Source organism: Halorubrum zhoui (genome assembly GCF_051194155.1).
Taxonomy (GTDB): domain Archaea; phylum Halobacteriota; class Halobacteria; order Halobacteriales; family Haloferacaceae; genus Halorubrum.
The window spans coordinates 33,362-59,593 of the sequence record NZ_JBLZNJ010000004.1 but is presented as its reverse complement, the minus strand read 5'-3'; the positions used below and the strand labels follow the sequence as shown (position 1 = coordinate 59,593).

At 63.5% G+C, this 26,232-nt stretch carries 18 protein-coding genes and 2 tRNA genes; 9 read left to right on the top strand and 11 right to left on the bottom strand.

The features are described from left to right. Positions 1 to 151 precede the first annotated feature (151 nt). The 3 genes from ACNTAO_RS07770 to ACNTAO_RS07760 form a co-directional block, all read right to left on the bottom strand. A complete protein-coding gene (locus ACNTAO_RS07770) occupies positions 152 to 325 on the bottom strand; it encodes a DUF8106 domain-containing protein (RefSeq protein WP_435161418.1) in 174 nt (57 codons plus the stop codon). A 194-nt stretch (positions 326 to 519) separates the two neighbouring features. Further along, positions 520 to 603: transfer RNA gene (locus ACNTAO_RS07765), tRNA-Leu, on the bottom strand. 64 nt (positions 604 to 667) lie between these two features. Next, the gene (locus ACNTAO_RS07760; RefSeq protein ID WP_435161417.1) at positions 668 to 997 is read right to left on the bottom strand and encodes a hypothetical protein; all 330 of its coding nucleotides are present in this window, start codon (positions 995 to 997) and stop codon (positions 668 to 670) included. Positions 998 to 1,121: 124 nt separating this feature from the next. On the opposite strand from ACNTAO_RS07760, the gene ACNTAO_RS07755 reads away from it, so the two are divergent. After that, complete coding sequence (locus tag ACNTAO_RS07755; RefSeq protein WP_435161416.1) at positions 1,122 to 1,613, top strand: DUF309 domain-containing protein; 492 nt, start codon at positions 1,122 to 1,124, stop codon at positions 1,611 to 1,613. A gap of 24 nt (positions 1,614 to 1,637) precedes the next feature. Here ACNTAO_RS07755 and pepF read toward each other — a convergent pair whose 3' ends face one another. Both pepF and rimI read right to left on the bottom strand, forming a co-directional pair. Next, positions 1,638 to 3,437 (bottom strand): oligoendopeptidase F, encoded by a 1,800-nt coding sequence (pepF, locus tag ACNTAO_RS07750; protein WP_435161415.1) that lies wholly within the window; start codon positions 3,435 to 3,437, stop codon positions 1,638 to 1,640. Between the two features lie 24 nt (positions 3,438 to 3,461). Further along, the gene (gene rimI / locus ACNTAO_RS07745; protein WP_435161414.1) at positions 3,462 to 3,950 is read right to left on the bottom strand and encodes a ribosomal protein S18-alanine N-acetyltransferase; all 489 of its coding nucleotides are present in this window, start codon (positions 3,948 to 3,950) and stop codon (positions 3,462 to 3,464) included. Positions 3,951 to 4,113: 163 nt separating this feature from the next. On the opposite strand from rimI, the gene ACNTAO_RS07740 reads away from it, so the two are divergent. Further along, positions 4,114 to 4,737: a TetR/AcrR family transcriptional regulator gene (locus tag ACNTAO_RS07740; protein ID WP_435161413.1), complete on the top strand. Its 624-nt coding sequence runs from the start codon at positions 4,114 to 4,116 to the stop codon at positions 4,735 to 4,737. Positions 4,738 to 4,790: 53 nt separating this feature from the next. Further along, a tRNA-Arg gene (locus ACNTAO_RS07735) sits at positions 4,791 to 4,863 on the top strand. A gap of 587 nt (positions 4,864 to 5,450) precedes the next feature. On the opposite strand, the gene ACNTAO_RS07730 is transcribed toward ACNTAO_RS07735, so the two are convergent. The 4 genes from ACNTAO_RS07730 to ACNTAO_RS07715 all read right to left on the bottom strand — a co-directional run bounded on the left by ACNTAO_RS07730 (position 5,451) and on the right by ACNTAO_RS07715 (position 12,649). After that, a complete protein-coding gene (locus ACNTAO_RS07730) occupies positions 5,451 to 6,842 on the bottom strand; it encodes an ATP-binding protein (RefSeq protein WP_435161412.1) in 1,392 nt (463 codons plus the stop codon). 687 nt (positions 6,843 to 7,529) lie between these two features. Then, positions 7,530 to 8,888 (bottom strand): protein-tyrosine phosphatase family protein, encoded by a 1,359-nt coding sequence (locus ACNTAO_RS07725; RefSeq protein ID WP_435161411.1) that lies wholly within the window; start codon positions 8,886 to 8,888, stop codon positions 7,530 to 7,532. Next, complete coding sequence (locus ACNTAO_RS07720) at positions 8,885 to 11,500, bottom strand: AAA family ATPase (protein WP_435161410.1); 2,616 nt, start codon at positions 11,498 to 11,500, stop codon at positions 8,885 to 8,887. Before ACNTAO_RS07720 ends, ACNTAO_RS07725 begins: the two co-directional genes overlap by 4 nt. A gap of 879 nt (positions 11,501 to 12,379) precedes the next feature. Beyond that, entirely contained in the window at positions 12,380 to 12,649 is a 270-nt protein-coding gene (locus tag ACNTAO_RS07715) for a hypothetical protein (RefSeq protein ID WP_435161409.1), read from the bottom strand. A 490-nt stretch (positions 12,650 to 13,139) separates the two neighbouring features. On the opposite strand from ACNTAO_RS07715, the gene ACNTAO_RS07710 reads away from it, so the two are divergent. Then, positions 13,140 to 13,289, top strand: a complete 150-nt coding sequence (locus ACNTAO_RS07710; RefSeq protein WP_435161408.1) for a DUF7557 family protein — start codon at positions 13,140 to 13,142, stop codon at positions 13,287 to 13,289. Here ACNTAO_RS07710 and ACNTAO_RS07705 read toward each other — a convergent pair. Then, the gene (locus ACNTAO_RS07705; protein ID WP_435161407.1) at positions 13,277 to 13,732 is read right to left on the bottom strand and encodes an arsenate-mycothiol transferase ArsC; all 456 of its coding nucleotides are present in this window, start codon (positions 13,730 to 13,732) and stop codon (positions 13,277 to 13,279) included. The genes ACNTAO_RS07710 and ACNTAO_RS07705 overlap by 13 nt on opposite strands. Before the next feature lie 187 nt (positions 13,733 to 13,919). Here ACNTAO_RS07705 and ACNTAO_RS07700 point away from each other — a divergent pair, with 187 nt between their 5' ends. Continuing rightward, a complete protein-coding gene (locus ACNTAO_RS07700) occupies positions 13,920 to 14,417 on the top strand; it encodes an Lrp/AsnC family transcriptional regulator (RefSeq protein ID WP_435161406.1) in 498 nt (165 codons plus the stop codon). A gap of 10 nt (positions 14,418 to 14,427) precedes the next feature. Here the strand turns inward: ACNTAO_RS07700 and ACNTAO_RS07695 are convergent, their stop codons facing one another. Continuing rightward, the gene (locus ACNTAO_RS07695) at positions 14,428 to 15,444 is read right to left on the bottom strand and encodes an amidohydrolase family protein (RefSeq protein WP_435161405.1); all 1,017 of its coding nucleotides are present in this window, start codon (positions 15,442 to 15,444) and stop codon (positions 14,428 to 14,430) included. Between the two features lie 257 nt (positions 15,445 to 15,701). On the opposite strand from ACNTAO_RS07695, the gene ACNTAO_RS07690 reads away from it, so the two are divergent. From ACNTAO_RS07690 to polC, 4 genes are read left to right on the top strand one after another with little or no spacing between them, the layout of a single operon-like run. Then, a complete protein-coding gene (locus ACNTAO_RS07690; RefSeq protein WP_435161404.1) occupies positions 15,702 to 17,186 on the top strand; it encodes a proton-conducting transporter transmembrane domain-containing protein in 1,485 nt (494 codons plus the stop codon). Beyond that, positions 17,176 to 19,761 carry a DUF2309 domain-containing protein gene (locus ACNTAO_RS07685; protein ID WP_435161403.1) on the top strand — a complete coding sequence of 862 codons (2,586 nt, stop codon included), beginning with the start codon at positions 17,176 to 17,178 and terminating at the stop codon, positions 19,759 to 19,761. Before ACNTAO_RS07690 ends, ACNTAO_RS07685 begins: the two co-directional genes overlap by 11 nt. A 33-nt stretch (positions 19,762 to 19,794) precedes the next feature. Beyond that, positions 19,795 to 20,214 carry a PPC domain-containing DNA-binding protein gene (locus ACNTAO_RS07680; protein WP_435161402.1) on the top strand — a complete coding sequence of 140 codons (420 nt, stop codon included), beginning with the start codon at positions 19,795 to 19,797 and terminating at the stop codon, positions 20,212 to 20,214. A gap of 40 nt (positions 20,215 to 20,254) precedes the next feature. Beyond that, complete coding sequence (polC, locus tag ACNTAO_RS07675) at positions 20,255 to 25,969, top strand: DNA polymerase II large subunit (protein WP_435161401.1); 5,715 nt, start codon at positions 20,255 to 20,257, stop codon at positions 25,967 to 25,969. Positions 25,970 to 26,232 lie beyond the last annotated feature (263 nt).

The window sequence follows — 26,232 nt, the reverse complement described above, 5'->3', positions numbered from 1 at the left end:
ACCGTGTGTGAGGGGCGGGCAAAACCGTTTCGGAGGGGTGACTCAGACGCCGAGAAAAATGATCGTTCGTTACGTTTCGAGTGGTCGGACGCGGCGACCGCGGGCCTCGTGTGAACCGGGCGGTGACGATGGTCGGTCGCCTCGTTCGTCGCTACTGTCGGGTGCCGAGCGCCGTCTCACAGACCGGACAGATCCGTGTCGGTCGACCCGCGTCTTCGTCGAGGATCCAGTCGCCGTGGAGACCGCTCTCGTGGCCGCACTCCGGGCAGAAGAGCACCGTCTTCGGCCGCGGTACCGCACCGATGGAGGGATGGTGAATTGACACTGTGTACATACGAATAGTGGTTCTGCAAGCATAATGCTGTTGGCGCCGATCGATCGGGCACTTTTTCACGACGGCACGGCCCTCCACGATCGTCGGTTTGAGGCGTGGCTGTTGGCGTGTGAGAGCAGCAGTGTGTTGCGAGGGAAGAGCGCTCCGAGAGCGTCTTCTGCATTTGCGCGTTGTGGACGCGCTCATGCGAGGGGAGGGATTTGAACCCACGGACCTCTACAGGAGCGGATCTTGAGTCCGCCGCCGTTTCCGGGCTTGGCTACCCTCGCACGCAGACCGCGATACTCACCCGGAGGGATTCAATCCACCGGTTTCGCTTCGGTCGTCGGTCGCTCACGCCGACGCGTCGACCGTCTCGTCGTCGGCTGTGTCCTCGACGACCGCTTCGTCGGCCCGCCCCGCGACGGTCTCCATCGCGTACCCGGCGATCCCCGCCGCGGCCGTCCCGATACCGATCGCGCGCAGCTGCCGGCGGTACTCGGGTGTGGCCTCGAGATCGCCCGCGTTCTCGAAGTTCTTCGACAGCATCGTCTTTATGAGTCGAACCGACAGCGACGGCGCGAGCGCGGTGAGCAGCCCCTGCCCGACCACGAGCAGCGACCCGAGCTTGCGCTTTTCGCCGTCGTCCATCCTCGCACACGGCGTCTCGATCGAATCGAACATGCGCTATGATACGTCGGTCGCCGGTATGAAAATTGCGTGTGTTCTACGTCTTCGGGTATCGAACCGCGGCGTATCGTGGACGGGCCGGCGAAACCGTTAGCACGTCGCGAGCGAGACGGACCGTATGGACGAGCACACCCGCGATCCCGACGTCGCGCCCCCGACGGCCGGTGCCCCGACCGGGTGGTGCCCCGGCCGGGTGGCCTCCAACGGGTGGGAACACGGGACGCTCCGGCGGGCGGTGGTCCACGGCGTTCGGCTGTACAACGACGGCGCGTACCACGAGTCACACGACTGTTTCGAAGACGAGTGGTACAACTACGGCCGCGGCTCGACCGAGAGCGCCTTCCTCCACGGGATGGTCCAGGTTGCCGCCGGCGCGTACAAACACGTCGACTTTCTCGACGACGACGGTATGCGGTCGCTGTTCACCACGGCGTTACAGTACCTCCGCGGGGTTCCAGCCGACTACTACGGTGTCGACGTCACCGACGTTCGTCACGTCCTCGCGCTCGCACTCAAGGACGCCTCCCGACTCGACGGCTGGCGGATCACCCTCGACGACCGCCGTCCCACCGCCGGCGACGACAGCTACGCGTACGCCGCACACCGGTGAGACCGGCCAGCGGCAGGCATCTGCCTACGCGAGGTCGAGTAGCGTTGCGATCTCCTCGAGGTACGTCTCGTAGGTGCCCACCGCCGACTCGATCGGCTCGGGGCTCGCCATGTTGATGCCGGCGCGCTCGACGACCGCGAGCGGGTAGTCGGCACCGCCCGCAGCCAGCATCTCGCGATAGTCGGCGGCGGCCGGCTCTCCTTCGGTAAGGATCCGGTCGACGATCGCCGCCGCCGCGGAGATCCCGGTCGCGTACTGGTAGACGTAGAAATTGTAGTAAAAATGTGGGATACGCTGCCACTCGCGCTCGACCCCCCCGCCCAGCTCGGCTGGCTCGTAGTACGTGCCCTTCAGCTCGGCGTACATCTCGTCGAGTGCGTCTGGGGGCAACGCCCCGCCGTCTTCGACGCGCTCGTGGATCTGTTGTTCGAACGTCGCGAACATCGTCTGGCGGAACAACGTCGACCGGAACCGCTCGAGGTACTCGTCGAGCACGTGGGTCCGGAGCGTCTCGTCGTCGACCGTCTCGAGCAGGTGGTGGGTGAGCAGCGTCTCGTTCACCGTCGAGGCGATCTCCGCGACGAAGATCTCGTAGCTCGCGTCGTGCCACGGCTGGGCGTCCGCGGCCAGCTCCGAGTGCATCGAGTGACCGAGCTCGTGGGCCAGGGTGTACATCGAGGCCACGTCGTCCTGGTAGTTCATCATGATGAACGGCTGGGTGTCGTAGGTGCCCGACGAGAACGCCCCCGAACGCTTTCCGCGGTTCTCGTACACGTCGACCCACCGGGAGTCGAGTCCCGCCGCCATCCGCGACTGGTACGCCTCGCCCAGCGGCTCGACCGCGTCTACCACCCACTCGACCGCCTGCTCGTAGGAGACGTCCGGGCCCTGGTCGCCGGTCAGCGACATGTAGAGGTCGTGGCTCCGGAGCGTGTCGACGTCGAGCGCGGCCCGTTTCAGCTCCGCGTGCCGGTGGAGGACGTCGAGGTTGTCGTCGACGGTCTCGACGAGGGTGTCGTACACGGCCACCGGGACGTTCGGTCCGTCGAGTGCGGCCGCTCGGGCGCTCTCGTAGTCGCGGATCTCCGCGCTCGCGACGTGTTCGCGAACCGCCTTCTCGAGGGCGGTTCCGACCGTGTTCCGCACGCCAGCCCACTCGTCGTAAAACGTCTCGTGCACCCGCTCGCGGAACGCGCGGTCCGGGTTCGTCTGGAGCTTGGTGAAGTTCGCCTGGGTGATCTCGACGTCGTCGCCTTCGGGGCCTTCGACGACACCGTAACTCATGTCGGCGTTCGTCAGCATTGAGTAGATGTCACTGGGCGCGCTCGTGACCTCCGAGAGGTCTGCGAGGACCTCCTCGACGGCGGCCGACCGCGTGTGCGGTTTCGTCCGCAACACGTCGTCGAGGTAGTGGTCGTACTCGGTGAGTCCGGGGGCGTCCGATTTGAACGCCGCGACCTGTGACTCGGTCAGCGACTGCAGTGCCGGCCGTAGGTACGAGATGGCGCTCGAGGCCGTCGACTGGAGCGACGACGCCTTCGCCGACATCGCCTGATACGTCTGATTGCGGGTGTCCTCGGCGCTGCGGAGCCGCGCGTACACGGCGACCTGTGAAAGGTCCCGGAACACCGCTTCACGAAGCTCGAGCAGTTCGAGCAGCGTCTCGGCGTCGTCGGTCACGCGTCCCTCGTACGCCCGCAGCTCGTCGATCCGCTCTTCGACGTCGGCGTAGGCCGCCTCCCACGCCTCGTCGTCGGCGTAGACGCTCTGGAGGTCCCACTTATTTGCCTCGTCGATCTCGGACCGCTCGGGAACCGAACTCATACGTATCCCTGGACGCCGCGAACACTAAGCCTTGTCAACCGCCGAATCGCTCGCCCACGTCCCGAGGTCGACGGCGAGCACGAGCGCGTCCTCGCCGTCGCGGTAGTACCGACGCGCCCGCCTGATCGGCTCGAAGCCCTCGGAGGCGTACAACGACCGTGCGACCGCGTTGCCCTCGCGAACTTCGAGTTTCGCGACCGCGGCCCCGTGTGCACACAGTCGGGTGAGGCCGGCACGCAGGAGTCGTCGCCCGAGCCCACGACCCCGGGCGTCCGGCCGCACGGCGAGGTCCTTGATGTGGCCGATGTCGCGGCCGGCATTCGGGGTGACGTCGGCGACGACGTAGCCGCAGACCGCCTCGCCGCGCTCGGCGACGAGAAACGCCGGCGCATCGAGCAGCCGCTCGAAGGCGTCGTACGGCCAGGGGTCGTCGAAGCACGCCCGCTCGATGCGCACCACCGCGAGGAGGTCGGCACGCTCGACCGGCCGAATCGTGGCCACGTCGGATGTCACGCCGATCGTTCGGCTGCCGCATGAATAAACGCGACGGGGCGGTAGTCGTGCCGCTCGGTGGCGTTCGCGGCGCCCGAGAACGAAACACGTTTTTATTCGTGGGTCACACAGCGTGCACGATGAGCGTCGCGCGAGCAGCCACGACCGCCGGTGTGTCGCCGTCATGAGCCGGTTCTCACCGGGCGACAGAGAGCGAATCCGATCGGACCTCGTCGTCGAGGGGCGCGAGCTGTTCGCGCGCTTCGGCTTCGAACGGACGCGGGTGAAAGACGTCACCGACGCGGTTGGGATCGGCACGAGCACCTTCTACCAGTTCTTCGACTCGAAGGCGGCGCTGTACGCCGCGGTGCTCAGAGCCGAACGCGAAGAGCTCGAGACCCGCGTCGACGCGGCCGTCTCCGACGCCGACTCCCCGCGCGACGAAGTCGCGACCATGCTCCGGACGATGTTCACCGAGGTCCGGTCGAACCCACTCGCCTCGCGGCTGATCGTCGACGGCGAACTCCACCTCCTCACCGACCAGCTCTCCGAGTCGGAGCGACAGTCGATCGGCTCCGAGGCCCACGAGACCGACCTCCCGTACGCCGAGCGGTGGGCCGCGATGGACGCGTTCCGATACGACGACCCCGACCTCATCAGCGGGTTGGTTCGGTCGCTCGTGTTCGTCACCCGCGCGAACGACTCGCCCATCGACGCACTCCACGTCTCTGCGTACGAGGACGTCGAATCTCGGCTCATCGAGACGCTCGTCGATGGGCTCTTCGAGCCGGACGCGGAGGGGGGGTGACCGGTTGCCCCCGTTCAGAAGCGTTAAACAGCCGCCACCAGTACTGCCGCCGAGGGCGCGTAGCTCAGCGGACAGAGCACTTGGTTCCGGACCAAGATGCCGCGGGTTCAAATCCCGTCGCGCCCGTTCCTTCGCTTCGCTCAGTCACGGGCGCGACTGACCCACGCTCGCTACGCTCGCGTGGATCCCGTCGCGCCCTGTGTTGCTTCATGCCGATGCACATCCATAGACAACTATTTTCTCACAACAGCGCTATTCGTCTTCGAGAGCGTCGTAGACGTCCCGATTCGAACTGCGGTCGTCCGCTGCGACCCGTCGAGCCAGCTCCCGCCGGATGTCCGCCATCACGTCGTCAAGCGGTGATGTCGTTTCCGCTCCCTCTTCGGTGGCCTTGTGTGTGCGAACGCGTCGAACGTCGGTAATCGTTCGGGTCTACCGAATCACCTGTCAGCTCCGGTGAACTACCCACCCTACTCAGCGGCTACCATCGCTTCCTTGAGGGTGTCGTCAGAAGCGGAGCTTCTGACTGCTAATCAGCACCTTCGGTTCTGGTGATGAGGCTTCCTGCTTCCACGACGTTGTCAGACTGCGTCTGACAGCCTGTCGAGGTTCCCTCGACAAACGCGCTTTGCAGACACAGGCGTATCCACAGGGAGCGCAGTCTCTACAGGCGTTCCTTCGAACAGTCACGCGAGTAGCTCACGCGGCGTCGGCTACTCCCGGAGCGCGTCGACGATGTCCTTGAGTTCGAAGAGTCGAACATTCCCGCGCTCGGCAACAGTATCACGGATGCTCTCGGTGAAGCCGGCGCGTGAGAACAGCGCGTACTCGATGTGCCGGGACCCACCACTTGGCGGCGTCCACCGGAGCTCTTCGACGTGCGACTCCAGTGACCGGAGCGCGTCGTGGCCGGTACGTGACGAGCGGTACTTGCACTCGCCGACGACGAGCGCCTCCGCGTCAGTAAGACCGACGACATCGATCTCGTGGTCCTGATACCACCACTGTCCGACGTCGACGAGCGGGGTCTCGTCGTATAGCGTCCACAGGCTCCGACAACAGAGGGCCTCGAACGCCGGCGCGATAAAGTCGGCCATCTCCGGTTCGACCAGCCGCTCGTACGCGTTCTCACCGAACTGGTCGTACCGATCCGTGCTTCCGTACAGGAACCGGAACCAGAACCGGAAGAATGGGTCTCGGAGCCGGTACTGGCTGCGTTTGGAGCGTTCGGGCTTCTCAGTGACGGGAACGTGTCGTTCGATGAGGCGTAGTCGCGAGAGCCGGTCGAGGTACATCGACAGCTGGTTGTACTCGATTCCAGTCGTGCCGGCGATCTCGTTGCGGCTGGTCGCTCCGCCGGCGATCGCTTCGAGGATCGAAAAGTACCGGGTCGGCTCCGTCAGCTCCATCCTGAGAACATACTCCGGCTCGGTTCGAAGTGAGCCATGACGGCTGAGGACCAACTGCTGGACGTTGTCGCCGAGTGAGCGGTAATCGTCCAGTTCCTCAAGGTAGTACGGAACGCCGCCGAACACGCTCCACGCACGCACGATATCGTCTGCTGACGCCTCGTCCGAGAGAAACGCCGAGACGTACTCGAACGGGAGCTGGCGGATGTCGAGTTTCATCGAGGTCCGTCCGTACAGGGGGCTGTCACCGAGGAGCGTCGCCTCCTCCATCATGCTGATCGACGATCCCACGAGGACGAACGTGGTACTCGAGGAGTCGAACTCGTGGTCGAACAGTGCCTGTAGTACGGACGGGAGACTCTCGTCCTGCTCGATCAGATACGGAAACTCGTCGAGGACGACGGTCGCGTCACGCTTGCCGAGGTACGTGAGCAACGGTTCCCAGTCGAGGCGGATATCCTCGATACCCGGGAACGAGTCGCTCGCCGCCTCGACAAACTGCTCGATCTGGAGCTCGGCGGTCTTTTGCCGTGCTTGATAGAAGATCGCGTCTTCGATGCCTTCGAGCGCCTTCTTCACGAGCCGCGTTTTTCCGAGCCGCCGCCGACCGTACACGACGCCGAGCTCGGCACGGTCCGATTCGAAGAGATCGTGTAGACGGGCGAGTTCCTCCGACCGATTCACGAAGGCAGTCATGACGGTTAGTCGTGCAGCCGAAAGTAAAAATATTCTGAATAATCAAATACCAGAATATCATATTCTCATATATCGTCGAGGAACGTTCGCCGCTGCTCTATGCGCTCACGCTGACTCCGCCTATCGTAATCGTTCGTGTGCCGACTTTCCTTGGGATCGCGACGGAATACACATGCACACCCCCGCGTCCGACATGTCTTCGTGTCCTGCAGACGGGGGTGCGTCCAGCAACCATCACGATACTCGACTGCAACCCTCGTTTCACGATACCGACCCACGACCGCAGCACCACCGCCAGGTCCGGGCGGGCGATCATCGGTATCGACTCTTGATCACAATCGAGGACGGACGAGCGAAGAAGGCCGCCGACGACGTCTCGGCCGACATCGTCGCACGAGGCATGAAGACGGGGAGAGACCCTCCGTCATACCCTCCTCCCACTGTGTCCAGTGTCTTTTGTGAGGATCTCCAGCGATAGTGTCGCCCGTGAGCCGATCGCTGATTCGACCCGTGAGACACGGACCGTTGGTTGTACTTGACCACCGAGGACACTGGACACAGTGGGGTGAGAGAGCGTTTGCTGTGCACCTGCGTATCACAAGATAAGCCGGGAGGACGCATCTGCCGATGAGCTCGTGTCGCTGTATGCGACTCGCGACCCCACATGTGGGTAGTGACACCCCCCGCTCACTCTAGCATACTTGCAAGAACCTGTTTGAGATCTTCATCCAGATTACGCGCCTGAATGATCGTAATCGGCTCGTCAGCCTGTGCTGACACTGTGGGAGTCGCTCGATCGAGATCCTGGACGATCAAGAGCCCATTCCACCCACTGCCGAAGTACGCAGTCGTGTCTTCGGTATCGGTTCCAAAGACGTACTCCTCATTCACGCGCAGAAATGCGAGATACTCCAGTGTTTCTTTGATGCCGGTTCGGATCGTCTCTTCTCTGGTGCTGTGTTTGACCTCGGCGATGAGATACTCGTATTGTAGTGGTTCCTCCGTTTTGACCTCTAAGACGATGACGTCAGGACGACCGGTGTGATTCTGGAACTCTTTATCGAAGTAGTTGCTCGCAACCGAGTGGGCGGTCTTCTGTACCTGTTCTGCCCGTGTCAGGGTGCGCTCATCGGGAGCTGCTTCTGTGTGAAATGAGAGGCCACGGTCGCTCGCAGATGTATCATGGTACACGACAACCTCTTGCTCGCCGTCGATACGCGCGACTTCCTGCCGACCGCTTTTGATCGTCTGGAAGAAGGGTTGCGTATTCTGGAGCGTCTCGAGCGTAGAAATAACTCGAAACAGTACGTACAGTTCGAACAATCTCGCTTGGTCATCAGGCGTAATCGCGGTTTCGTTGAGGAGGTCGCGTAGTTCGTTAGGATGACCGTTATGGAGCCGCTGGCGGGTGCGTAGTAGCGCAGCAGCATCTCGGTAGATCTCTTGTCGTGCGTGCTCTGCTGTGGTGAGCATACGCTCTGTAGGCTCGTATGACTCAGGGTCACGAATACGACGCACGTGGACATTACGGTCAACTACGCGTTGTACCTCGTCGATGAGCTCTCGATTCTGCTGCCAGCTATTTGTGACCCATTCGTAGTTGCCTTTGAGGTACTCTGCAGCATCTCGCAGGGTCGTATAAATAACCGCGAGCAGTTTCTTCAACACCAGATTCTCAGGAATGTCGTAGTCTTCAGACCGGTTTTCAGTGACGAACAACGACCGATCTCGTGGATTCGTCGCATAGCGAGTCTTTACTGTCGACCCCCAGTTGATGTGCCCATCTATCCCCCCTCGCTGCGTCTTGGCGACTGTCTTCGTCTCAGTCCGAATACTCCGCAGGCGCTTTGACAACGACTCCACAAACTCGACGACCTCCGGTTTGAGAATGAAGTGCAGATCAAGCAATAGTTCATACTCTTCGAATCGCTCATCTAAGGCGTCGAACTTCAGTGAGTCTGCAAGCTCTCGCTGTGGAAAGCCGCCATTCATCACATACGCGAGAATGTCCTCGGTCAGCCCCTCAATGAGCTCTTCACGGTTCATGACTCAGTCTCAGTGTCGATCCTGACTTGAAGCATGTCGCTCGCAGCAGTTCTGAGCGTGTCGGTGTCGGTTGCGTTGACCGCTGCGATGTGTGTGATGATTTGCTTGCGTTCTGGGACGCCCTCGAGCTGCGGAAAAATATAACTGATAACGGCCTCAGTGACGCATTCTGACAGGTCGTCTGCTGCGGTCCTGTGACGGTTCGTGACGTACGCGAGCATGTCGCGGGCGATCGCAGGACCGATCGACCGATCGTCAACAGCTTGATTCGTCTGTTTCCAAACGAGTCCGATCGCGTCGCGTTCTTCATCGCTCGGGTCAAGCCCGTCCCAAACGTCGATGTAGGCATCCATTTTTATTGACAGCTCGTTATGTGCGGCGTCGCCGTCATCGGTGGCAAATTCGGGAGCGGGGATGGGGATGAACGCGAAACGCCGCATGAAAGCGTAGCTCATCTCGTACAGCGAGGTCTTATCATACGTATTCATCGTGGCGAAGATCCGCCATGAGTCGGGAACGACGTACTGGTGTGCAGCGGGTGGGCCGTCAAGCTCTTCGGTTGTGAGGAGTTCGATTTCGCGATTGTTTCGTGTGAACGGGAGCTGGACAGATTGTCCGGAGAGCAGCGTGAACAATTGGCCGAAGGCTTTGTCGATATCGGCGCGATTCAATTCGTCGATGATGACAGGCTCGTTCGATTGAATGCCAGTCTGGGTATTTTTTAGCCGATTGAGAATAATGCCAGGCGTAAATACAAGATCAGCGTCTGGCTTGTTGCCACTGGTTTCGGCTGGCATGTACCCGCCAACAGTGTCGAATGTGGACCAATCAGCGGTCGCTGTAGTGAGTTCAGATCCAGAGTACAAGTGTGGGTACGCATCGGTCAGATACGTGGCAACGCGTTCTGCGATCTCTGTCTTCCCAGTACCAGGCGGACCAGTTAGAATGATGTGGTCGCCAGCGAGGAGAGCGGCTTCAATTTGTTCGATGATCGTCTTCCCAATATTATCTGGAAAGTACAACGTCTCAAGTAGCTCTTCGGCCGGGAGTGACCCGGTAAACGGTTTCTCGTGGTTGATCGGCGGGAGTTCTGTGAGGTTCGGTGCTAACGCTGAAATGATAATGCGTGGGCGATCAAGGTCTTGTGTTCCATCATCATGCCGGAAGGTGAGGAACACGCCCTGCGTAGGAAAGCCCTTGCCTGTTGCGCTGTGACAGAGCTGTTGAACACGGTCGATCGGTATGCCGTGTCTAGTCAACGCAGTAAGCTCATCATTTAGCTCAGCGTGGCTTATTGCTCGCACATTAGTAGCTAGATTAAGTGACTCCAGATCACTCGTCACGAACAGTTGGTCGAATTCGATAGCGTTTGAGAACGTCTTTTCGGTGTCGTGTGCCTCTTCGAGCCATGGCTGCGTCTTCTGATACGTGGATCCAAATACGCCGGCACCAAACACAACACCGGGTTGCTCATCAAGCGCTGTGTTTGTCGGGGATTGCTGGGAGTGGAGGATAGCAACATCGCCAGGAACAACGTTTTCTAATTGGTCGCTGTGGCTGTCCTCCACGAGAAGTGAACGGTACTCTAATACTGCGTGCCAGTAATCCGGAGGGGCAGTGAATTTGTGTACTGTAGCTTCGCTATGAGTATCAAGATATGTGAGGATTGGGTGGTCGACATCTGGCTCAATCTGGTAACCTGTTCCCTTTCTTAGTAGGTATTTGCCGGCAGCTTCACTGAGATTATATAGGTACTGCTGGTTGATCCCGGCCGCGTTCACGGGATAATATTGTTCGAGGCGATATTCCCAAAGCTTTTGAAATATACCTGCGAATGTAAGCGATTCCGGAAATTCTGTGAATTCGGTTTCGACGCGGTAGTGGTCTTGCTCGTTGTCTTCACCGTCGCTGGTGATGATTCGAGCTGGTTCAGTGACTTTGTGGTACCCAACGACTGCACCGTTATTGTAACTGAACACTTTGTCACCAACGTCGAGTTTTGGCAAATCGTACTGGAATAAGTCATCAGTCGGCGAGCGAAGGTACTCTTCTTCAATCTCCTCTTTGCCCTGGTTCACCCAATAGTATGGTGCTGTTTCTGTAGTAGATTCTAGGACTGGCGTAGATTCTTGTGATGGTGCGAGTATCGTTTCAAGATCGTCATCATACGTTTCGTTTGTTAAGTATTCAAAAATAATATTCCAGTCATCTGCATAGTCTTGGAATGGAGAGCCATACTCTCCGAAGCTGTTGCTTGATATCTTGAGATCACCGCTTTGATTTGTTTCTGTTTCGAGGAGAGTCTGCGGTAAGAAAATAAAATGGTCTTGATTGAGTTCAAATTCGTCTCGATCTTTGATATCTAGTTGGACTGCAAACGTCACGCCGTCCGGACTGTCATCCATACGGTCCACTTCTTGATCAAATCGTTGCCAGATTGAGTCGTTGTTCCGATTGGTTTCAACAGACAAACGTACTTTTCCAACTGCTGGCGGTGATGTTTCTGTTTCGATATGAAAAATATTAGTGGGAGTAATAGAAGTTGACAACCCTATCGCATCGGCGATTGTCTCAAAATATGAGAGCCAGTCTCTGACTGCTTGTGAAGGCATTATAACGAATTAGCACTGACATATTTATAAAACCAGCCGCAAGAACAATCCATACTCTAAATAAAATTTACTTATCTGAATAGTACTAGAGACACCGGATACAGGGGGGGAGGGGGGTGCGTCCAGCAAATGAACCTCAAGAGACTACACTCCAAGCACACAGCTTACAACAGGTGGTCAAAGCCCCTTGGAAGCAGGTCTATGGATCGTAATGTCTCAGGGACCAAAGACACGACCTCCGCTCGGTATGAGAGAACGAAGAGAGGGACTTCATGAGATGGTTGACACAGAACATCAACCTGCTCGCCGATGCGTTCCGGAGCGTCCTCGGATGATTAAATGAAACTGGAGCGAGCTCTTTCGCGATCAGACCTCGTGTCGTGGGTATCCGGCATTTGATAAGTCGGGTTTGAGTTCGATGTCGTCGTTGAGACGAATGAATGGGTACGAGAGATGTGTAGCGAGTCGCTTTCCGACTCTAAACACAATTACGGTCAGTTTTTGCTCGAGATGGTCGAGGCGTACTCACAGAGGCATCTGAATTGGTACAAACGTAACCCCCGATCCTCAGACCTATCTGATCTCCAATGCCAACATAGTAGATGTCAGATTTGTAGGTTTCTTATCAGTGAGCTGTTGACCCCCAAGACGACCTGTGTGAGTGGGGAGCAGATGTGACAGACACATTCTTGGCAGAGTTCGAATCATGGTCTTTCCGCTTCTCGCATCCAACTGATCGCTGACTCTACCCATGTGATGAACTCACTTCGTAGGTGTGTTCCATTCGAAGGGACTTGTCGGACGCACCCCCCTCCCCCAGGTTCTATTTTGCGTACGTGTTTTGTTTTTGCCAGCCGTCGTCGACCCACCCCAACCCCTTCACGTCGGGAGCGCGGTGAACAGCGCGACGATGGCGACGACGAGGACCGCCCCGAGAACGGTCACAATATCGAACACAACCGTGACGCCGAGCCCAGCGATCACCCGACGCCTCAGCCACGGGTCGGTCGCGGACAGCCGGTCTTCAATGAGCCCGGCAGCCACGAGTCTCGTCTTTCCCAGCCGTCGCCGCCCGCACACGACGGCAAGATCCGCGTTCTCCGAGTCGAAAAGGCTGTGAAGTTTATCTACCTCCTCCGACCGGTTCACGAAGCCCGTCGTAGCGATTGTCTGACACATGACGTATTCGTACTTATCTCATACGTAGTAGCACCCCTGGAGGAACAACCGGCAGTCAAACACTCCGGGGTATCGGTGGCGGCGGACACGACCACGCGACGGCTGGGCGTCACGTACTGCTACTTTCTCCCGAGTCGATGCTGTGCGCGTCTGGTGACGACTGTGAAGCGTACGACCCGCGACGTCCGGACACGGTTTGCAGCCACTCCCTCCCCAGCCGACTCACTCGTCGCCTGCGGGCGACTCGTTCGTCCCTCGCACGCGCTCGCGAGCACGCCTACGGCGCGCTCACGAGGCGCGCGCCACTTCGGTGGGTCGGTCGCGTCGCTGCATCACCGCATCGCCGTATCGCCGCCCACGAGTCACTCACCAGTGCGGGGCTCCGTACGTATCGAACGATGAGAACGGCTGTCATGATATTTGTGTGTGGGGCTCGAAGACGGGGTGCCGGCTTCCAATCATGACCTACACGCTCGAGATCAGCGACGAGCTCGCGTCACGGCTCGACGACCATCGCGAAGAAGACGAATCACGCGAAGCGTTCATCGAAGAACTCGTCTCGATGTACGAGACCGAGGGTGCGTTCTTGCAGGAAGGCTACTCGGAGTGAGCCGCGGTCGTCGCGGTCGCCTCGTCGAAGAGCGCCTCGACGCGGGCCGCGATCTCGTCGCGGATCTCTCGCACCCGTTCTGGATCCTTCCCGTCGGGGTCTTCGAGGTCCCAGTCGCGCACCTCGGTGTCGGGGCCGACCGTGCCGACGTCGAGCGTCGAACAGCCCATCGTCGCGACGTAGTCCGCAGACTGGAGTTCCGCCTCGGTGATCGCTCGAGGGGTCCGGTCGGCGATGTCGACGCCGGCGTCGGCCATCGCGTTGACGACCGGTTCGTGTACGTGGTCCGCCGGGTGGGTTCCGCCGGTCAGGATCTCCACCTCGGCGTCGAGGCCGCGTCGGTCCCGCTCTCGTTCGGCGAAGGCGGCCGACATCTGGGATCGTCCGGCGTTCTGGACGCAGACGAAGGCGAGCCGCGTCGGATCGGTGTCGTGGTTTGTCATGGTTGTCGTGTGGGGCAGGGCCGGCGCGTCGCGACCGCTCGGTGTCGCGCCCGAACCGCCGTCGTCGGTTACGGCCGGCCGTCAGTAAACCGTTGCTAGAGAGCACTCCGGACCCCTATTGAGCGGTGTGAACGTCGTCGGCCCCGCCGGTCGAACAGTGAAGTACGGGCGGTGCCGACGTACGCGCATGAGCGACCGGACCATCGACGACGTCGACGCGGCGATCCTCTACGCGCTCCAGGAGGACGCACGGAACACCGCCTCCGGTGACATCGCGGCGCGAACGGGCATCTCCGACAGCACGGTTCGCAAGCGAATCGGCCGGCTCGAAGCCGACGGCGTGATCAAAGGGTACGGCGTCGACGTCGACTATCAGCGGTCGGGCTACCCGCTCCGCATGCTGTTGTACTGCACCGCGCCGATCCCCGAGCGCGGCGAACACGTGGACGACATCCTGGCGATCGACGGCGTCGTCTCGGTTCAAGAGCTGGTCACCGGCGAGCAGAACCTCCTGGTGACGGCCGTCGGCGAGTCGGACGACGACATCACGCCGGTCGCACAGGCGTTACTCGACATGGGACTCACCGTCGCCGACGAGGTGCTCGTCCGGAGCCACGAGACGACGCCGTTCGGCGGCTTCGACCCGGAGACACACGCGACGGACGGGTCGTCGAGCGAGCGGTAGGACCCGTCGATCACACCAGCACGTTTGTCACGTCGAGGGCGGTCGCGCGGCGGACGACCGCGCGGATCGGGTCTGCCGTCCCGACGAGGTTGTCCGAGTCGCCGTCGACCACGGTGAGTGCGGCGGGTCGTCCGGCTTCGACGACGCCGCAGTCGAGTCCGGCCACCTCGGCGCCGGCGGTCGTCGCCATCCGGAGGACCTCGCGTTCGGTCACGTCGTGGTGTTTCGCCGTGTACGCCATCTCCTGGAGCATCGACGGTGGGTTCAACATGACGTTGTCCGTCCCGAGTGCGACGGTTGTGTGGTCGAGAAGCTCGCGTATCGGTGGCGTCCCGACGTCGAGCACCGTGTTCGCCCGTGGACAGACGGCGACGGGGATCGACCGGTCTCGGACTCGCTCGAGGTGGTCGGCCTCGGCGTGGACCATGTGTACGAGCAACTCGGGGTCGTACGCGAGCGCGGGGTCGATGTCGCTCGCGTCCGGCTCGCCGGCGTGGATCGCGAAGGGGACGTCGGCGGTTCGGGCCGCGGCGCGTTGCTCGGTGAAGTCGTCGTCGTTCGCGCCGCTCGCGCCGAAGCCGTCGGCGACCTCGAGCACGGCTGGGTCGTCGCTGCCAAAGATGAACGGGTCGACCTCGAGCGGGGCCGCCGCCTCTCGCAGCGCGCGTGCCCCCTCGACGCCCGACTCGCGGAAGTCGAGACACGTCACGGTGCCGGTCCGGCGCACGAACTGCAGGGTACGGCGCATCGCGGTCACGAGTTCGTCGTGGCTCGCGGCCGCCAGCCGCCGGTGTTTGCGGCTGTCTGGCGGGGCGACCGCCGCTTCGAGACCGAGACCGACCGCGGCCTCCTTGGCGACGGAGTCGCCCAGGTGCGTGTGCGCGTTGACGAACGCCGGCAGGATGATGTCGGTCGAGTCGGTCTCGCCCTCCTCGACGGCCGCGATCCGTCCGTCCTCGACGACGACGCGGCCGGTGATCGGGTCGAACGAGCGCCCGGCGAGCACCGTTCCCTCCAGTACGGTCATACTGGCTATCCGGATCGGACCCCGATAGGACTTTTCATCGGGTACCTGCGCGATCGTGCGCCCGGTACCGACGTGGTCGTCGACGCCCGCATCGTAGTGAGACCATCACGGTCGTTTACTCGGATTATCGAACAATTTGGTCGTATGAACAGACTTAATACACAATCTGTTCGTTAAATAGCACAGACACGACCGAACTGGCACTCGGCGCGCGCCGCGTCGCGTCCACGCCAGCTCGGTCGGGAACCGATCACACGATGCGTGGAGATACTCAGGCAACGACGATTGGACCGCTTCCGACTCACTCGAGCGCTCGGTCACGGCGTGCGGCCGTGTCGACACGACTCGTGTGGCTCCTGTGGGTCGCGTCTCTCGGCGTACTGGCGGCCGCCGCCGCCGGTGTCACCTCCCTAGACGGGCTCGGCGTGCGCGTCGACGGGCTGACGGCCGTGATGTGGACCGCCGTCACCTTCTTCAGCGGCATCGTCCACAGCTACTCGCGGCGGTACGTGGCCGGTGACGCACACGTCGACCGGTTCTTCGGACTGGTGTTCGGATTCACGGTCGCGGTGATGGTGCTCGTGGCGGCCGACGCGTTCGCTCTCTTCGTGCTCGCGTGGCTCGCGATGGGCGCCGCGATGGCGGGACTCATCGGCCACGCGGACGGCTGGCCGCAGGCCCGGGCGGCCGCCCGGCTCGCGGCCCGGTACTTCGCCGCGAGCGGCGTGCTCGTCGCTACCGCGCTCGCGACCCTCTGGTGGCACACCGGCGTCACGCGCGTCTCGGCAGTCTCCGGGGAGCTCGCGGCGGCGACGCCGACGGTCGTCCTCGCGGCCGGCGCGCTGTTGGTGCTCGCCGCGATGGTCCAGTCCGCACTGATTCCGTTTCACACCTGGCTGCTCTCGTCGATGACGGCACCGACGCCCGCCTCGGCGCTGATGCACGCCGGGTTCGTCAACGCGGGCGGCGTCCTCCTCGTTCGCTTCGCGCCGGTGGTCTCGGCCGACGCCGGCCTCATGTTCGTCGTCGTCGCCGTCGGCGCGGCGAGCGCGATCCTCGGAAAGCTGTTGAAGACGGTCCAGACCGACGTCAAGCGGGCGCTCGGCTGCTCGACGGTAGGACAGATGGGGTTCATGATCGTTCAGGCCGGGCTGGGCTTTTTTGCCGCCGCCGTGGCGCACCTCGTCCTCCACGGGTTCTACAAGGCGTACCAGTTCCTCTCGTCGGGTGACCGCGTCGAACACACGTCGCCGACGGCGGACACCGAGCAGGCCTCGACCGGGGTGCTCGACGGCGTCGTCGTCGCCGGTACCGCGGTCGCCGGTGGCGCCGTATTCGCGGTGCTCACCGGGAAAGGGACGGGCGTCGACACGGGACTCCTGTTGACGCTTTTGGTGGTGGTGACGGTCCTCCACGCGGCCCGCGAGACGGTCGCGCGGGCCGCCCTCCCGCCGCGGCTCCGGTACGGGGCGGTTCCGGCCGTCGCGGTACCGGCCATCGCCGTGTACGCGCTCGTGTACCGAGCGTTCTCCGCGCTCTTGGGGGGCCTTCCAGCGGTCGGTGAGCCGGCCGCACTCGGCGTCGGCCACGTCGTCGTGGCGCTCGCGTTCCTCGCGGCGTACGTCGCCGTCGAGACCGGCGCTCACCGGCGAAGCACTCGGCTGTACGTCGCGTTGGTGAACGCGACACAGCCGCCGACGAACACACAGCTCACCACGACGGAGGAGTACGATGCCTCCTGAGACGACCCTGCGCGAGCGCGTCGAGGACGCGGCCGAGGCGGTCGGGGCCGTCTGGCCGCTCCACTCGTTCGTGACGGCGAACCCGCTTGCGGGCTACGAGGACCGGCCGTTCCACGAGGCCGTCGAGACGGCCGCCGAGACGCTCGGCGGCGACGGGTACCCGAGTGTCGACACGTTTCGTCGTGCACTCGAAACCGACCGGATCGACTCGGACGTGTTGTCCGCGCGGTTGGTCGACCACGGCTACGCGCCCGACCCCGAGGCGTCGCTCGACCGCCTCGCTGAGGCTCGGTCGGACGCCGAGCCGAGGGGAGTGGCCGGCGAGTCTGACGGCTCGGCGGTCGCGTCGAGCGACCCGTCGCCGATGGACCGCGTCGACGCGGTCGCGAGCAAGTGGCTGGCGGCGTTCCTCGAGCAGGGCACGGCGGCGTGGTCGATGCCGAACCGCGACCGCGGCTTCTACGAGGCGTTTCGTGCGGTCGCCCGGTACGACGCCGACGTGCCCGACGGCGACGCGATCGCGGCGCTGCCTGCGGACCCGGCCGACGCGATCCGTGCGCTGCTCGCCGACCACCCACCCGACCGGTGGGCCGCTGGCTTCGAACGACACCTCGCCTCGCTGCCCGGGTGGACCGGACTGATCAAGCGTCGGGCGGCCGACGGCGGCGACTGGCAGTCCGCGTACCCGATCACGCTTACGGGGTACCTCGCCGCACGGCTCGCACTCGCGGCTCAGTTCGGCGCGCCACTCGTGCCGGACGACCCGCCCGCGACTGCCGGTGCCGACACCGAATCGACCACCAGCGACGACGCACCCGATATCGATCCCGACGCCATCGCGGACGACGCCGATTCGAGCGTCGAGTCCGACGTCCCGCTCGCCGAGGTGTGGCTTCGCGCGTGGGAGGCGACCTACCGCGAATCGCTCGTCGACGCGCTCTCAGATGCGAGCGCGTCGCTCGACGCGTCGGCGACCGACGTCGAGGCGTCCGACGTCGAGGCGTCCGACGAGGGGCGCCCGGCCGCACAGCTCGTGTTCTGCATCGACACCCGCTCTGAGATCATCCGTCGGCACATCGAGTCGACCGGGGCGTACGAGACCCACGGCTACGCCGGGTTCTTCGGGGTCCCGATGCGGTACGACGGCCACGACTCCGCGGTGACCGTCGACGCCTGTCCTCCGATCGTCGACGCGTGTCACCACGTCGCCGAGCGACCCGCAGCGGCGGCCGACGCCGAGCCCACGGCTCACGACCGGTGGCACGACGCGGTCGAGGCGGCCGAGTCGATCGTCGAGAGCCTCGAGTCGAACGCCGCGGCCGCGTTCAGCTACGTCGAGAGCACAGGGGTCGGCTACGGCGTGGCGCTCGCGGCTCGGACGCTGCTGCCGGCGCGGGTGTACGACCTCGCGAGCGCGGTCGACGAGCGCGTCCCGGACGTCCACGCGTTCTGCACGCCGACGTTCGACGCGGAGTCCGACGCCGTCGCCGACGGCGGATCCGACGCGCTCCCCGCCGGACTCACGCTCGAAGAACGCGTCGAGTACGCGGCCGCGGCGTTCGAGCTGATGGGGTGGGACGACTTCGCTCGCCTCGTCGTCTTCGCGGGCCACGCCAGCCACACGACGAACAACCCGTTCGGATCGAGTCTCGACTGTGGGGCGTGTGCCGGGAACCCCGGCGGCCCCAGCGCTCGCGTGCTCGCGGCCATCTGTAACGACGACGCCGTCAGAGCTCGGCTGCACGACCGCGGCATCGACGTCCCGGCCGACACCGTGTTCGTCGCGGGCGAGCACGACACGACGACAGACACCGTCGAGCTGTACGCCGACGACGTCCCCGAGACCCACGCCGACGACCTCGCCGCGCTCCGGGCGGACCTCGAGACCGCGCGGGCCGGCGCGACCGCGGAGCGGGCCGCCGACCTCGGTGTCGAGACCGATGCGGGCGTCCGCGAGACCGAGCGTCGTGCGGCCGACTGGGCAGAGACCCGGCCGGAGTGGGGACTCGCCGGCAACGCCGCGTTCGTGGTCGGTCCGCGCGGCCTCACCGACGACCTCGACCTCGACGGACGGTCGTTCCTCCACTCGTACGACTGGCGGGCCGACCCCGACGGCGACGCACTTGAGGCGATCGTCAGTGGTCCCATGGTCGTCACGCAGTGGATCAACGCACAGTACTACTTCGCGACCGTGGACAACGCGGTCTTCGGCAGCGGCTCGAAGGTCACACAAAACCCGGTCGGCAACGTCGGCGTCTACCAGGGCAACGGCGGCGACCTCATGGGTGGCCTCCCGCTGCAGTCGCTCGAGGCGACCGACGGCGAGCCGTATCACCAGCCCATTCGGCTCTCGGCGGTCGTGCACGCGCCGGTCGACCGCGTCGAGGCGGTGTGTGCGTCCGTCGAGACGGTCCGGACGCTGCTCGACAACGGGTGGCTCTCGTTGACCGTCGTCGACCCGACCCGCGAGCACCGTGCGTTCCGCTACGCCGGGACGGGCGAGTGGGTCGCGGTCGACGGCCGGTCACCGGTCGAGTTGGATCCGCCGGTCGAGCCGGCGACCGCCGGCGAGTGAACCTTTTTGTTCGGTGACGAGCCATGGAGGTGCATGCAGTATCGCGAAGTCGACGCGACGGCCGAGTACGTCGCGCGGTTCGAGACGGGCACCGACTGGCGCGAGGAGATAGAGACGCTCGCGCGTGCGGAAGCCGTTGAGGCGGGCTGGTTCACCGCACTCGGGGCGGTACAGGACGCCGAGGTGTGGTTCTACGATCAAGAGGCGACCGAGTACCGGTCGGTGACGTTCGACGAGCCGCTGGAGGTTGCCGCCTGCGTCGGCAACGTCTCGATGCTCGACGACGACGTCTTCGCACACACCCACGCGGTGTTGTCGCGGCCGAGCGGGCAGGCGGTCGCCGGGCACCTCGACGCGGCGACCGTGTGGGCCGGCGAGTGCCACCTCCGCGCGTTCGCCGAGCCGCTCGAGCGCACACACGACCCGGTCACGGACCTCGACCTGTGGCTGTGAGCGCCTCCACAGTACCGACCGTAGCCGGCACCTGGATCCGATGAGACCGGCCGACGAGCGGTACTTTGCTCGGCTCGAAGAGCGTCTCGACGAGGCGTTCGACGTGGCCGAGACGGCGAAGGCGCAGGGACACGACCCCGTGCCGCAGATCGAGATCCCGGTCGCCCGCGACATGGCCGACCGCGTCGAGAACATTCTCGGGATCGACGGGGTCGCGGCCCGCGTCCGCGAACTCGACGGGCAGATGTCGCGCGAGGAGGCGGCACTGGAGCTCGTGTGTGACTTCGTCGACGGCACCGTCGGTGACTACGACTCCCGTGCGGGGAAGATCGAGGGAGCGGTCAGGACGGCCGTCGCGCTGCTCACCGAGGGCGTCGTCGCGGCACCGATCGAGGGGATCGACCGCGTCGAGTTGCTGACGAACGACGACGGGACGGAGTTCGTCAACGTCTACTACGCCGGTCCGATCCGGTCGGCCGGCGGGACCGCACAGGCACTCTCGGTGCTCGTCGCAGACTACGCCCGGGCGCTCCTCGGGATCGACGAGTACCACGCACGAACCGAGGAGGTCGAGCGCTACGCCGAGGAGATCGCGCTCTACGACCGCGAGACCGGACTGCAGTACACGCCGAAGGACGCGGAGTCGAAGTTCATCGCCGAGCACATCCCCGTCATGCTCGACGGGGAGGCGACCGGCGACGAGGAGGTCTCCGGCTTCCGTGATCTTGAGCGGGTCGACACCAACTCGGCGCGCGGCGGGATGTGTCTCGTCGCAGCCGAGGGGATCGCGCTCAAGGCCCCGAAGATCCAGCGGTACACCCGCGAGTTAGACGAGGTGGACTGGCCGTGGCTCCAAGACCTGATCGACGGGACGATCGGGACGTCGGCAGCTGGCGCGGGCGATGAGACCGACAGTGGTGACGGGACGGGCGACGGTGGTGGAAGCGGCTCCACCGACGACGACGGTGGTGGAGGAGACGCAATCGACGGCGACGCAATCGGCGGCGACGCAATCGACCGCGACACGATCGACGGCAACGAGACCGACCGCGGCGAGCCGGAGGCCGTCGAGCCCGCGGGCCCGCCGCGTCCGGAGCCAGCGAGCAAGTTCCTCCGGGATCTGATCGCCGGGCGGCCGGTGTTCACGCACCCGTCGGAGCCGGGAGGGTTCCGGCTTCGGTACGGCCGAGCGCGCAACCACGGGTTCGCGACCGGGGGCGTCCACCCGGCGACGATGCACGTCGTCGACGACTTCCTCGCGACCGGCACACAGATCAAGACGGAGCGACCGGGCAAGGCTCACGGGGTCGTCCCGGTCGACTCGATAGACGGCCCCACCGTCCGGCTCGCGACCGGTGAGGTGCGACAGATCGACGACCCCGAGACGGCACTCGAGCTGCGCAACGGGATCGAAGCGATCCTCGACCTCGGCGAGTACCTCGTGAACTACGGCGAGTTCGTCGAGAACAACCACCCGCTCGTCCCCGCCTCGTACGTCTACGAGTGGTGGGTGCAGGAGTTTGAGGCAGCCGGTGCCGACGTCCAGGCGCTCGCAGACGACCCTGCGGTCGACCTCGAGCACCCGGAGCCGGCGCTCGCGCTCGAGTGGGCGACGTCGTACGACTGTCCGCTCCACCCCGAGTACACCTACCTCTGGCACGACGTCTCCGTCGACGCGTTCGTGTCGCTCGCCGAGGCCGTCGCCGATGGCGCGGTCGTCGAGGGCGTGCTGGCGGTCGAACACACCCCGGAGACGGCGCGAACGCTAGAGCGGCTGCTCGTCGAGCACACCGCCACCGCGGACGCGCTCCGGATCCCGACGTGGCGGCCACTCGTGCAGTCGCTCGGACTCGACGACGGACTCCGGAAGCCGTGGGACCGTGACGACCTCCCCCACGAGGCTCGCACGTGGGACGACGGCGAGAACGCAATACGGGCGGTCGACGCGGTCGCGCCGTTCACGGTTCGCGAGCGAGCGCCGGTTCGGATCGGCAACCGGATGGGCCGCCCGGAGAAATCGGAGAGCCGCGACCTCTCGCCGGCGGTCCACACGCTGTTTCCGATCGGGGAGGCGGGCGGCCCCCAGCGAGACGTGACCGCGGCCGCCCGCACGATGGACGACGAGGGGCGTCGCGGTCACCTCGAGCTCGAGGTGGCCGACCGTGTGTGTCCCGACTGTGACGGACACACCCACCGGACGAGGTGTCCCGACTGCGACGTCCACACCGAGCCACACTACGAGTGTGGCGACTGCGGTACGGTCTGTGAGCCGGACGAGGCCGGTCGCGTCGTCTGCCCGCGGTGTGAGTGGGAGGTGACCGCAGCGACCCACCAGACGGTCGACGTGGGCGACGCCTACCACTCGGCACTGGAGACGGTCGGCGAGCGCGAGACCGCCTTCGAGATCCTGAAAGGCGTGAAGGGACTCACCTCGACGAACAAGACTCCGGAGCCGATCGAGAAGGGAGTTCTGCGGGCGAAAAACGGCGTCACCGCGTTCAAGGACGGAACGGTTCGGTACGACATGACGGACCTCCCGGTCACCGCGGTTCGCCCCGCCGAGCTCGACGTCACGGCCGACCACTTCCGCGAGCTCGGCTACGAGACGGACGTCGACGGCGAGCCGCTCCGTCACGACGACCAGCTCGTTGAGCTCCGCGTCCAGGACGTCGTACTCTCAGAGGGTGCCGCGGAGCATCTACTGCGGACGGCCGACTTTGTCGACGACCTCCTCGAACAGTTCTACGGGCTCAACCGGTTCTACGAGGTGGCCGAGCGCGACGACCTCGTCGGCGAACTCGTCTTTGGGATGGCACCGCACACGAGCGCGGCGACCGTGGGCCGGGTGGTCGGGTTCACCTCCGCGGCGGTCGGGTACGCGCACCCGTACTTTCACGCCGCCAAACGGCGGAACTGCTTTCACCCACAGACCGAGATCGAGTACCGAGACGACGCGGGGTGGCACCGCGAGCCGATCGAGACGTTCGTTGAGGACCGGCTGGACGACCCGCGGACAGACGACTTCGGCGCGCTCGTGGAAGAACTCGACGGCGAGGTTGTGGTGCCGTCGGTCGACGAGCGCGGAGACCGGTCGGTACAGCCCGTGACGGCCGTCTCGAAACACCCGAGTCAGGACCATCTCGTCCGGATCGAGACGCGCCGTGGGCGTTCGATTCGGGTGACGCCAGACCACACGATGCTGCGAGTCGTCGACGGGGACGTCGAGCGGGTGGCCGCGACCGAACTGACGGTCGGTGATACCGTTCCATCGAGTCCGTCACAGCCGGACGCATCGACGAACGCTGCCGCCAGCACAGCGGCAGACGGAGGTATCGAGACCGACGACGTTGCGTCGGTTTCGGTCCTCGAAAGCGACGTCGAGTACACGTACAATCTCACCGTCGCCGAGACGCACACGCTCGCGGCGAACGATCTGTTGGTCGCACAGTGTGACGGCGACGAGGACTGCGTGATGCTGCTCATGGACGGTCTTCTCAACTTCTCGAAAGAGTTCCTTCCCGACCAGCGCGGTGGAAGCGTTTCGGAGGACTCCCGACTTGTTGCCCGCGACCCGCAAGGACGAATTCGATATCTCTCGTTCGATGAGTTCTGGGACGAACTCGAATCGCCTATCGAAGTAGACGGGAAATTTAGGAAACGGACCTGCGTGCACGAGGGATGGCAGACGTACACGTTCGACGAGGATCACGAGTCGAGCCTCCAGCCAATCGAGAAGGCGATTCGATACCGTGCTGACGACGACGAGACCCTTCTCAGGGTACAAACGCAGTTCGGCCGCTCGCTTGATATCACGCCGAACCATAGTCTGTTCCGATACGATGACGGTATCGAGGAGGTGGCGGGGGATGATCTCGACCCCGGCGATCTCATCGTTGCGCCGCAGCAGCTTGATGTCGAGCAACAGGCCGAAACCGTCGTCGATGTCGCCGAATGCGTCGACGATCCGTACGTGTTTATCGACGAATCGGTCGAATCGTATCTCCGTGCGGTGTGGGACGAATCTTCGTGGGGGAGTGACGCACGAGCTGCCTTCGATGGTGGACTCTCCTACCGCCTCGCAAAAAAGAAAATCGCCCTCCGAACCCTCCGCGACATTGAGGGGGTATCGCGAAACTGGCGTTCCGAGATGAATCCACAGATCGGTCGAAAGGGCTCTTCAAAGGGAATATCACGTCATATTCCGATGAACGACGATTTTTCGTGGCTCCTTGGCCTGTTCGCCGCTGAGGGCTCGACTTCATCCGTTCGACCGACGATCACCAACGCCGACGAGGAGATCGTTCGGCAGGCCGAGCGCGTCATCAAAGACACCCTCGGTGTCGAGCCGTCGATACGGTGGTCGAACAAGGCGTACGAAATCGGGTTCCCGGCCGTGTTCGAGGACGTTCTGTTCGAATTAGGATTCCGTGACGAGGAATCATACGACTCGAGTGAGAAGATGGTCCCTGAACCGATTCGGCGCGGCGACCGATCGACGGCCCGATCGTTCCTTCGTGGATTCCTCGCCGGAGACGGGAGTGAAACGAGCGACGACAACCACACACGAATCGCGTTCCACACGACGAGTACGGATCTCAAAGACGGGATCGTGTTCCTGCTACATCGACTTGGTATCGTCGCTACCGTCTCGACACGTGATCGGGAACCGCCTCGACAACGGATCTACACCGTCACCGTCTCTGGCGGTACCTCGGATAATCCGCTTCGACGCGTTCTCGACGGCGAGGAGCCGTACCAGCCGAAGAGCCTCACGGTGGGTGTCCCCGAGGAACTCCTCGAAATCCGGCGGATGGACATTCCGGACATCACCAAGATCATTCCAAAATACCTGAAGCGGCGTGAAAACATCAGTCTCGAAAAGCTCGAATCGATCGTCGAGACGCTCGATGAACGCGAACTCCCCGCCGCCGCGCGTGAGAACCTCGACGCGATCCGTCCGCTTGTAGCCGGTGACCTCGCGTACCTCCGCGTCACTGATATCGATTCTGTCGACTACGACGGTCATCTCTATGACTTACAAGTCGGGGGAGAACCGGTCTTTACGGCAAATTGGCTGTACGCTCACAACTCGATGGACGCACCCCTCGTCATGTCCTCGCGGATCGACCCCTCGGAGATCGACGACGAGGCACACAACGTGGACATCGTGCGGCGGTACCCGCTCGCCTTTTACGAGGCGACGCGCGAGATGGCCGACCCGGAGACGGTCGAGGAGCTGATTCAACTCGGCGAGGACACGCTCGGGACCGACGACGAGTACTGCGGCTTCGACCACACGCACGACACGACGGACATCGCGATGGGGCCGGACTTGTCGGCGTACAAGACGCTCGGCGACATGATGGAGAAGATGGACGCACAGCTGGAGCTGGCCCGGAAGCTCCGCGCGGTCGACGAGACGGACGTGGCCGAACGGGTCATCGAGTACCACTTTCTCCCGGACATCATCGGCAACCTCCGGGCGTTCTCGCGGCAGGAGACGCGGTGTCTCGACTGCGGCGAGAAGTATCGTCGGATGCCGCTGACCGGCGAGTGTCGCGAGTGTGGTGGGCGAGTGAACTTGACGGTTCATCAGGGCTCCGTGAGCAAGTACGTCGACACGGCGATCGAGGTGGCCGAGCGGTTCGACTGTCGCCCGTACACGAAACAACGGCTCTACGTGCTCGAGAACGCGTTGGAGTCGGTGTTCGAAGACGACACGAACAAGCAGTCGGGGATTGCTGATTTCATGTGATACCACGTGCTCGTGTGTCGACCACGGACTGTGTGGGCAGGTCAGTTTCGTGTGTGGGAGTGCTTGTGTGACCGAGACGACACTGTGATTCCCGGGAACCACTTTGCCACGCCCTCCCCAGCCGATTCTGTACGCGTGTGAGAGTAGTCGTGCAGAGGAGGCGACTTTGCGACAGCCGGGCGCACTTTGGGCCACACCCTCCCCAGCCGATTCGCTCGTCGCCTGCGGCGACTCGCTCATCCCTCGCACGCGCTCGCGAGCAC

Bases quoted from the DNA above. Each gene is read 5' to 3' on its own strand.
- ACNTAO_RS07725 (WP_435161411.1), bottom strand. From the start codon at position 8,888: ATGAACCGTGAAGAGCTCATTGAGGGGCTGACCGAGGACATTCTCGCG.
- ACNTAO_RS07760 (WP_435161417.1), bottom strand. From the start codon at position 997: ATGTTCGATTCGATCGAGACGCCGTGTGCGAGGATGGACGACGGCGAA.
- pepF (WP_435161415.1), bottom strand. From the start codon at position 3,437: ATGAGTTCGGTTCCCGAGCGGTCCGAGATCGACGAGGCAAATAAGTGG.
- polC (WP_435161401.1), top strand. From the start codon at position 20,255: ATGAGACCGGCCGACGAGCGGTACTTTGCTCGGCTCGAAGAGCGTCTC.
- ACNTAO_RS07685 (WP_435161403.1), top strand. From the start codon at position 17,176: ATGCCTCCTGAGACGACCCTGCGCGAGCGCGTCGAGGACGCGGCCGAG.
- ACNTAO_RS07680 (WP_435161402.1), top strand. From the start codon at position 19,795: ATGCAGTATCGCGAAGTCGACGCGACGGCCGAGTACGTCGCGCGGTTC.
- ACNTAO_RS07710 (WP_435161408.1), top strand. From the start codon at position 13,140: ATGACCTACACGCTCGAGATCAGCGACGAGCTCGCGTCACGGCTCGAC.
- ACNTAO_RS07695 (WP_435161405.1), bottom strand. From the start codon at position 15,444: ATGACCGTACTGGAGGGAACGGTGCTCGCCGGGCGCTCGTTCGACCCG.
- ACNTAO_RS07755 (WP_435161416.1), top strand. From the start codon at position 1,122: ATGGACGAGCACACCCGCGATCCCGACGTCGCGCCCCCGACGGCCGGT.
- ACNTAO_RS07730 (WP_435161412.1), bottom strand. From the start codon at position 6,842: ATGACTGCCTTCGTGAATCGGTCGGAGGAACTCGCCCGTCTACACGAT.
- ACNTAO_RS07705 (WP_435161407.1), bottom strand. From the start codon at position 13,732: ATGACAAACCACGACACCGATCCGACGCGGCTCGCCTTCGTCTGCGTC.
- ACNTAO_RS07690 (WP_435161404.1), top strand. From the start codon at position 15,702: ATGCGTGGAGATACTCAGGCAACGACGATTGGACCGCTTCCGACTCAC.
- ACNTAO_RS07700 (WP_435161406.1), top strand. From the start codon at position 13,920: ATGAGCGACCGGACCATCGACGACGTCGACGCGGCGATCCTCTACGCG.
- ACNTAO_RS07740 (WP_435161413.1), top strand. From the start codon at position 4,114: ATGAGCCGGTTCTCACCGGGCGACAGAGAGCGAATCCGATCGGACCTC.
- ACNTAO_RS07720 (WP_435161410.1), bottom strand. From the start codon at position 11,500: ATGCCTTCACAAGCAGTCAGAGACTGGCTCTCATATTTTGAGACAATC.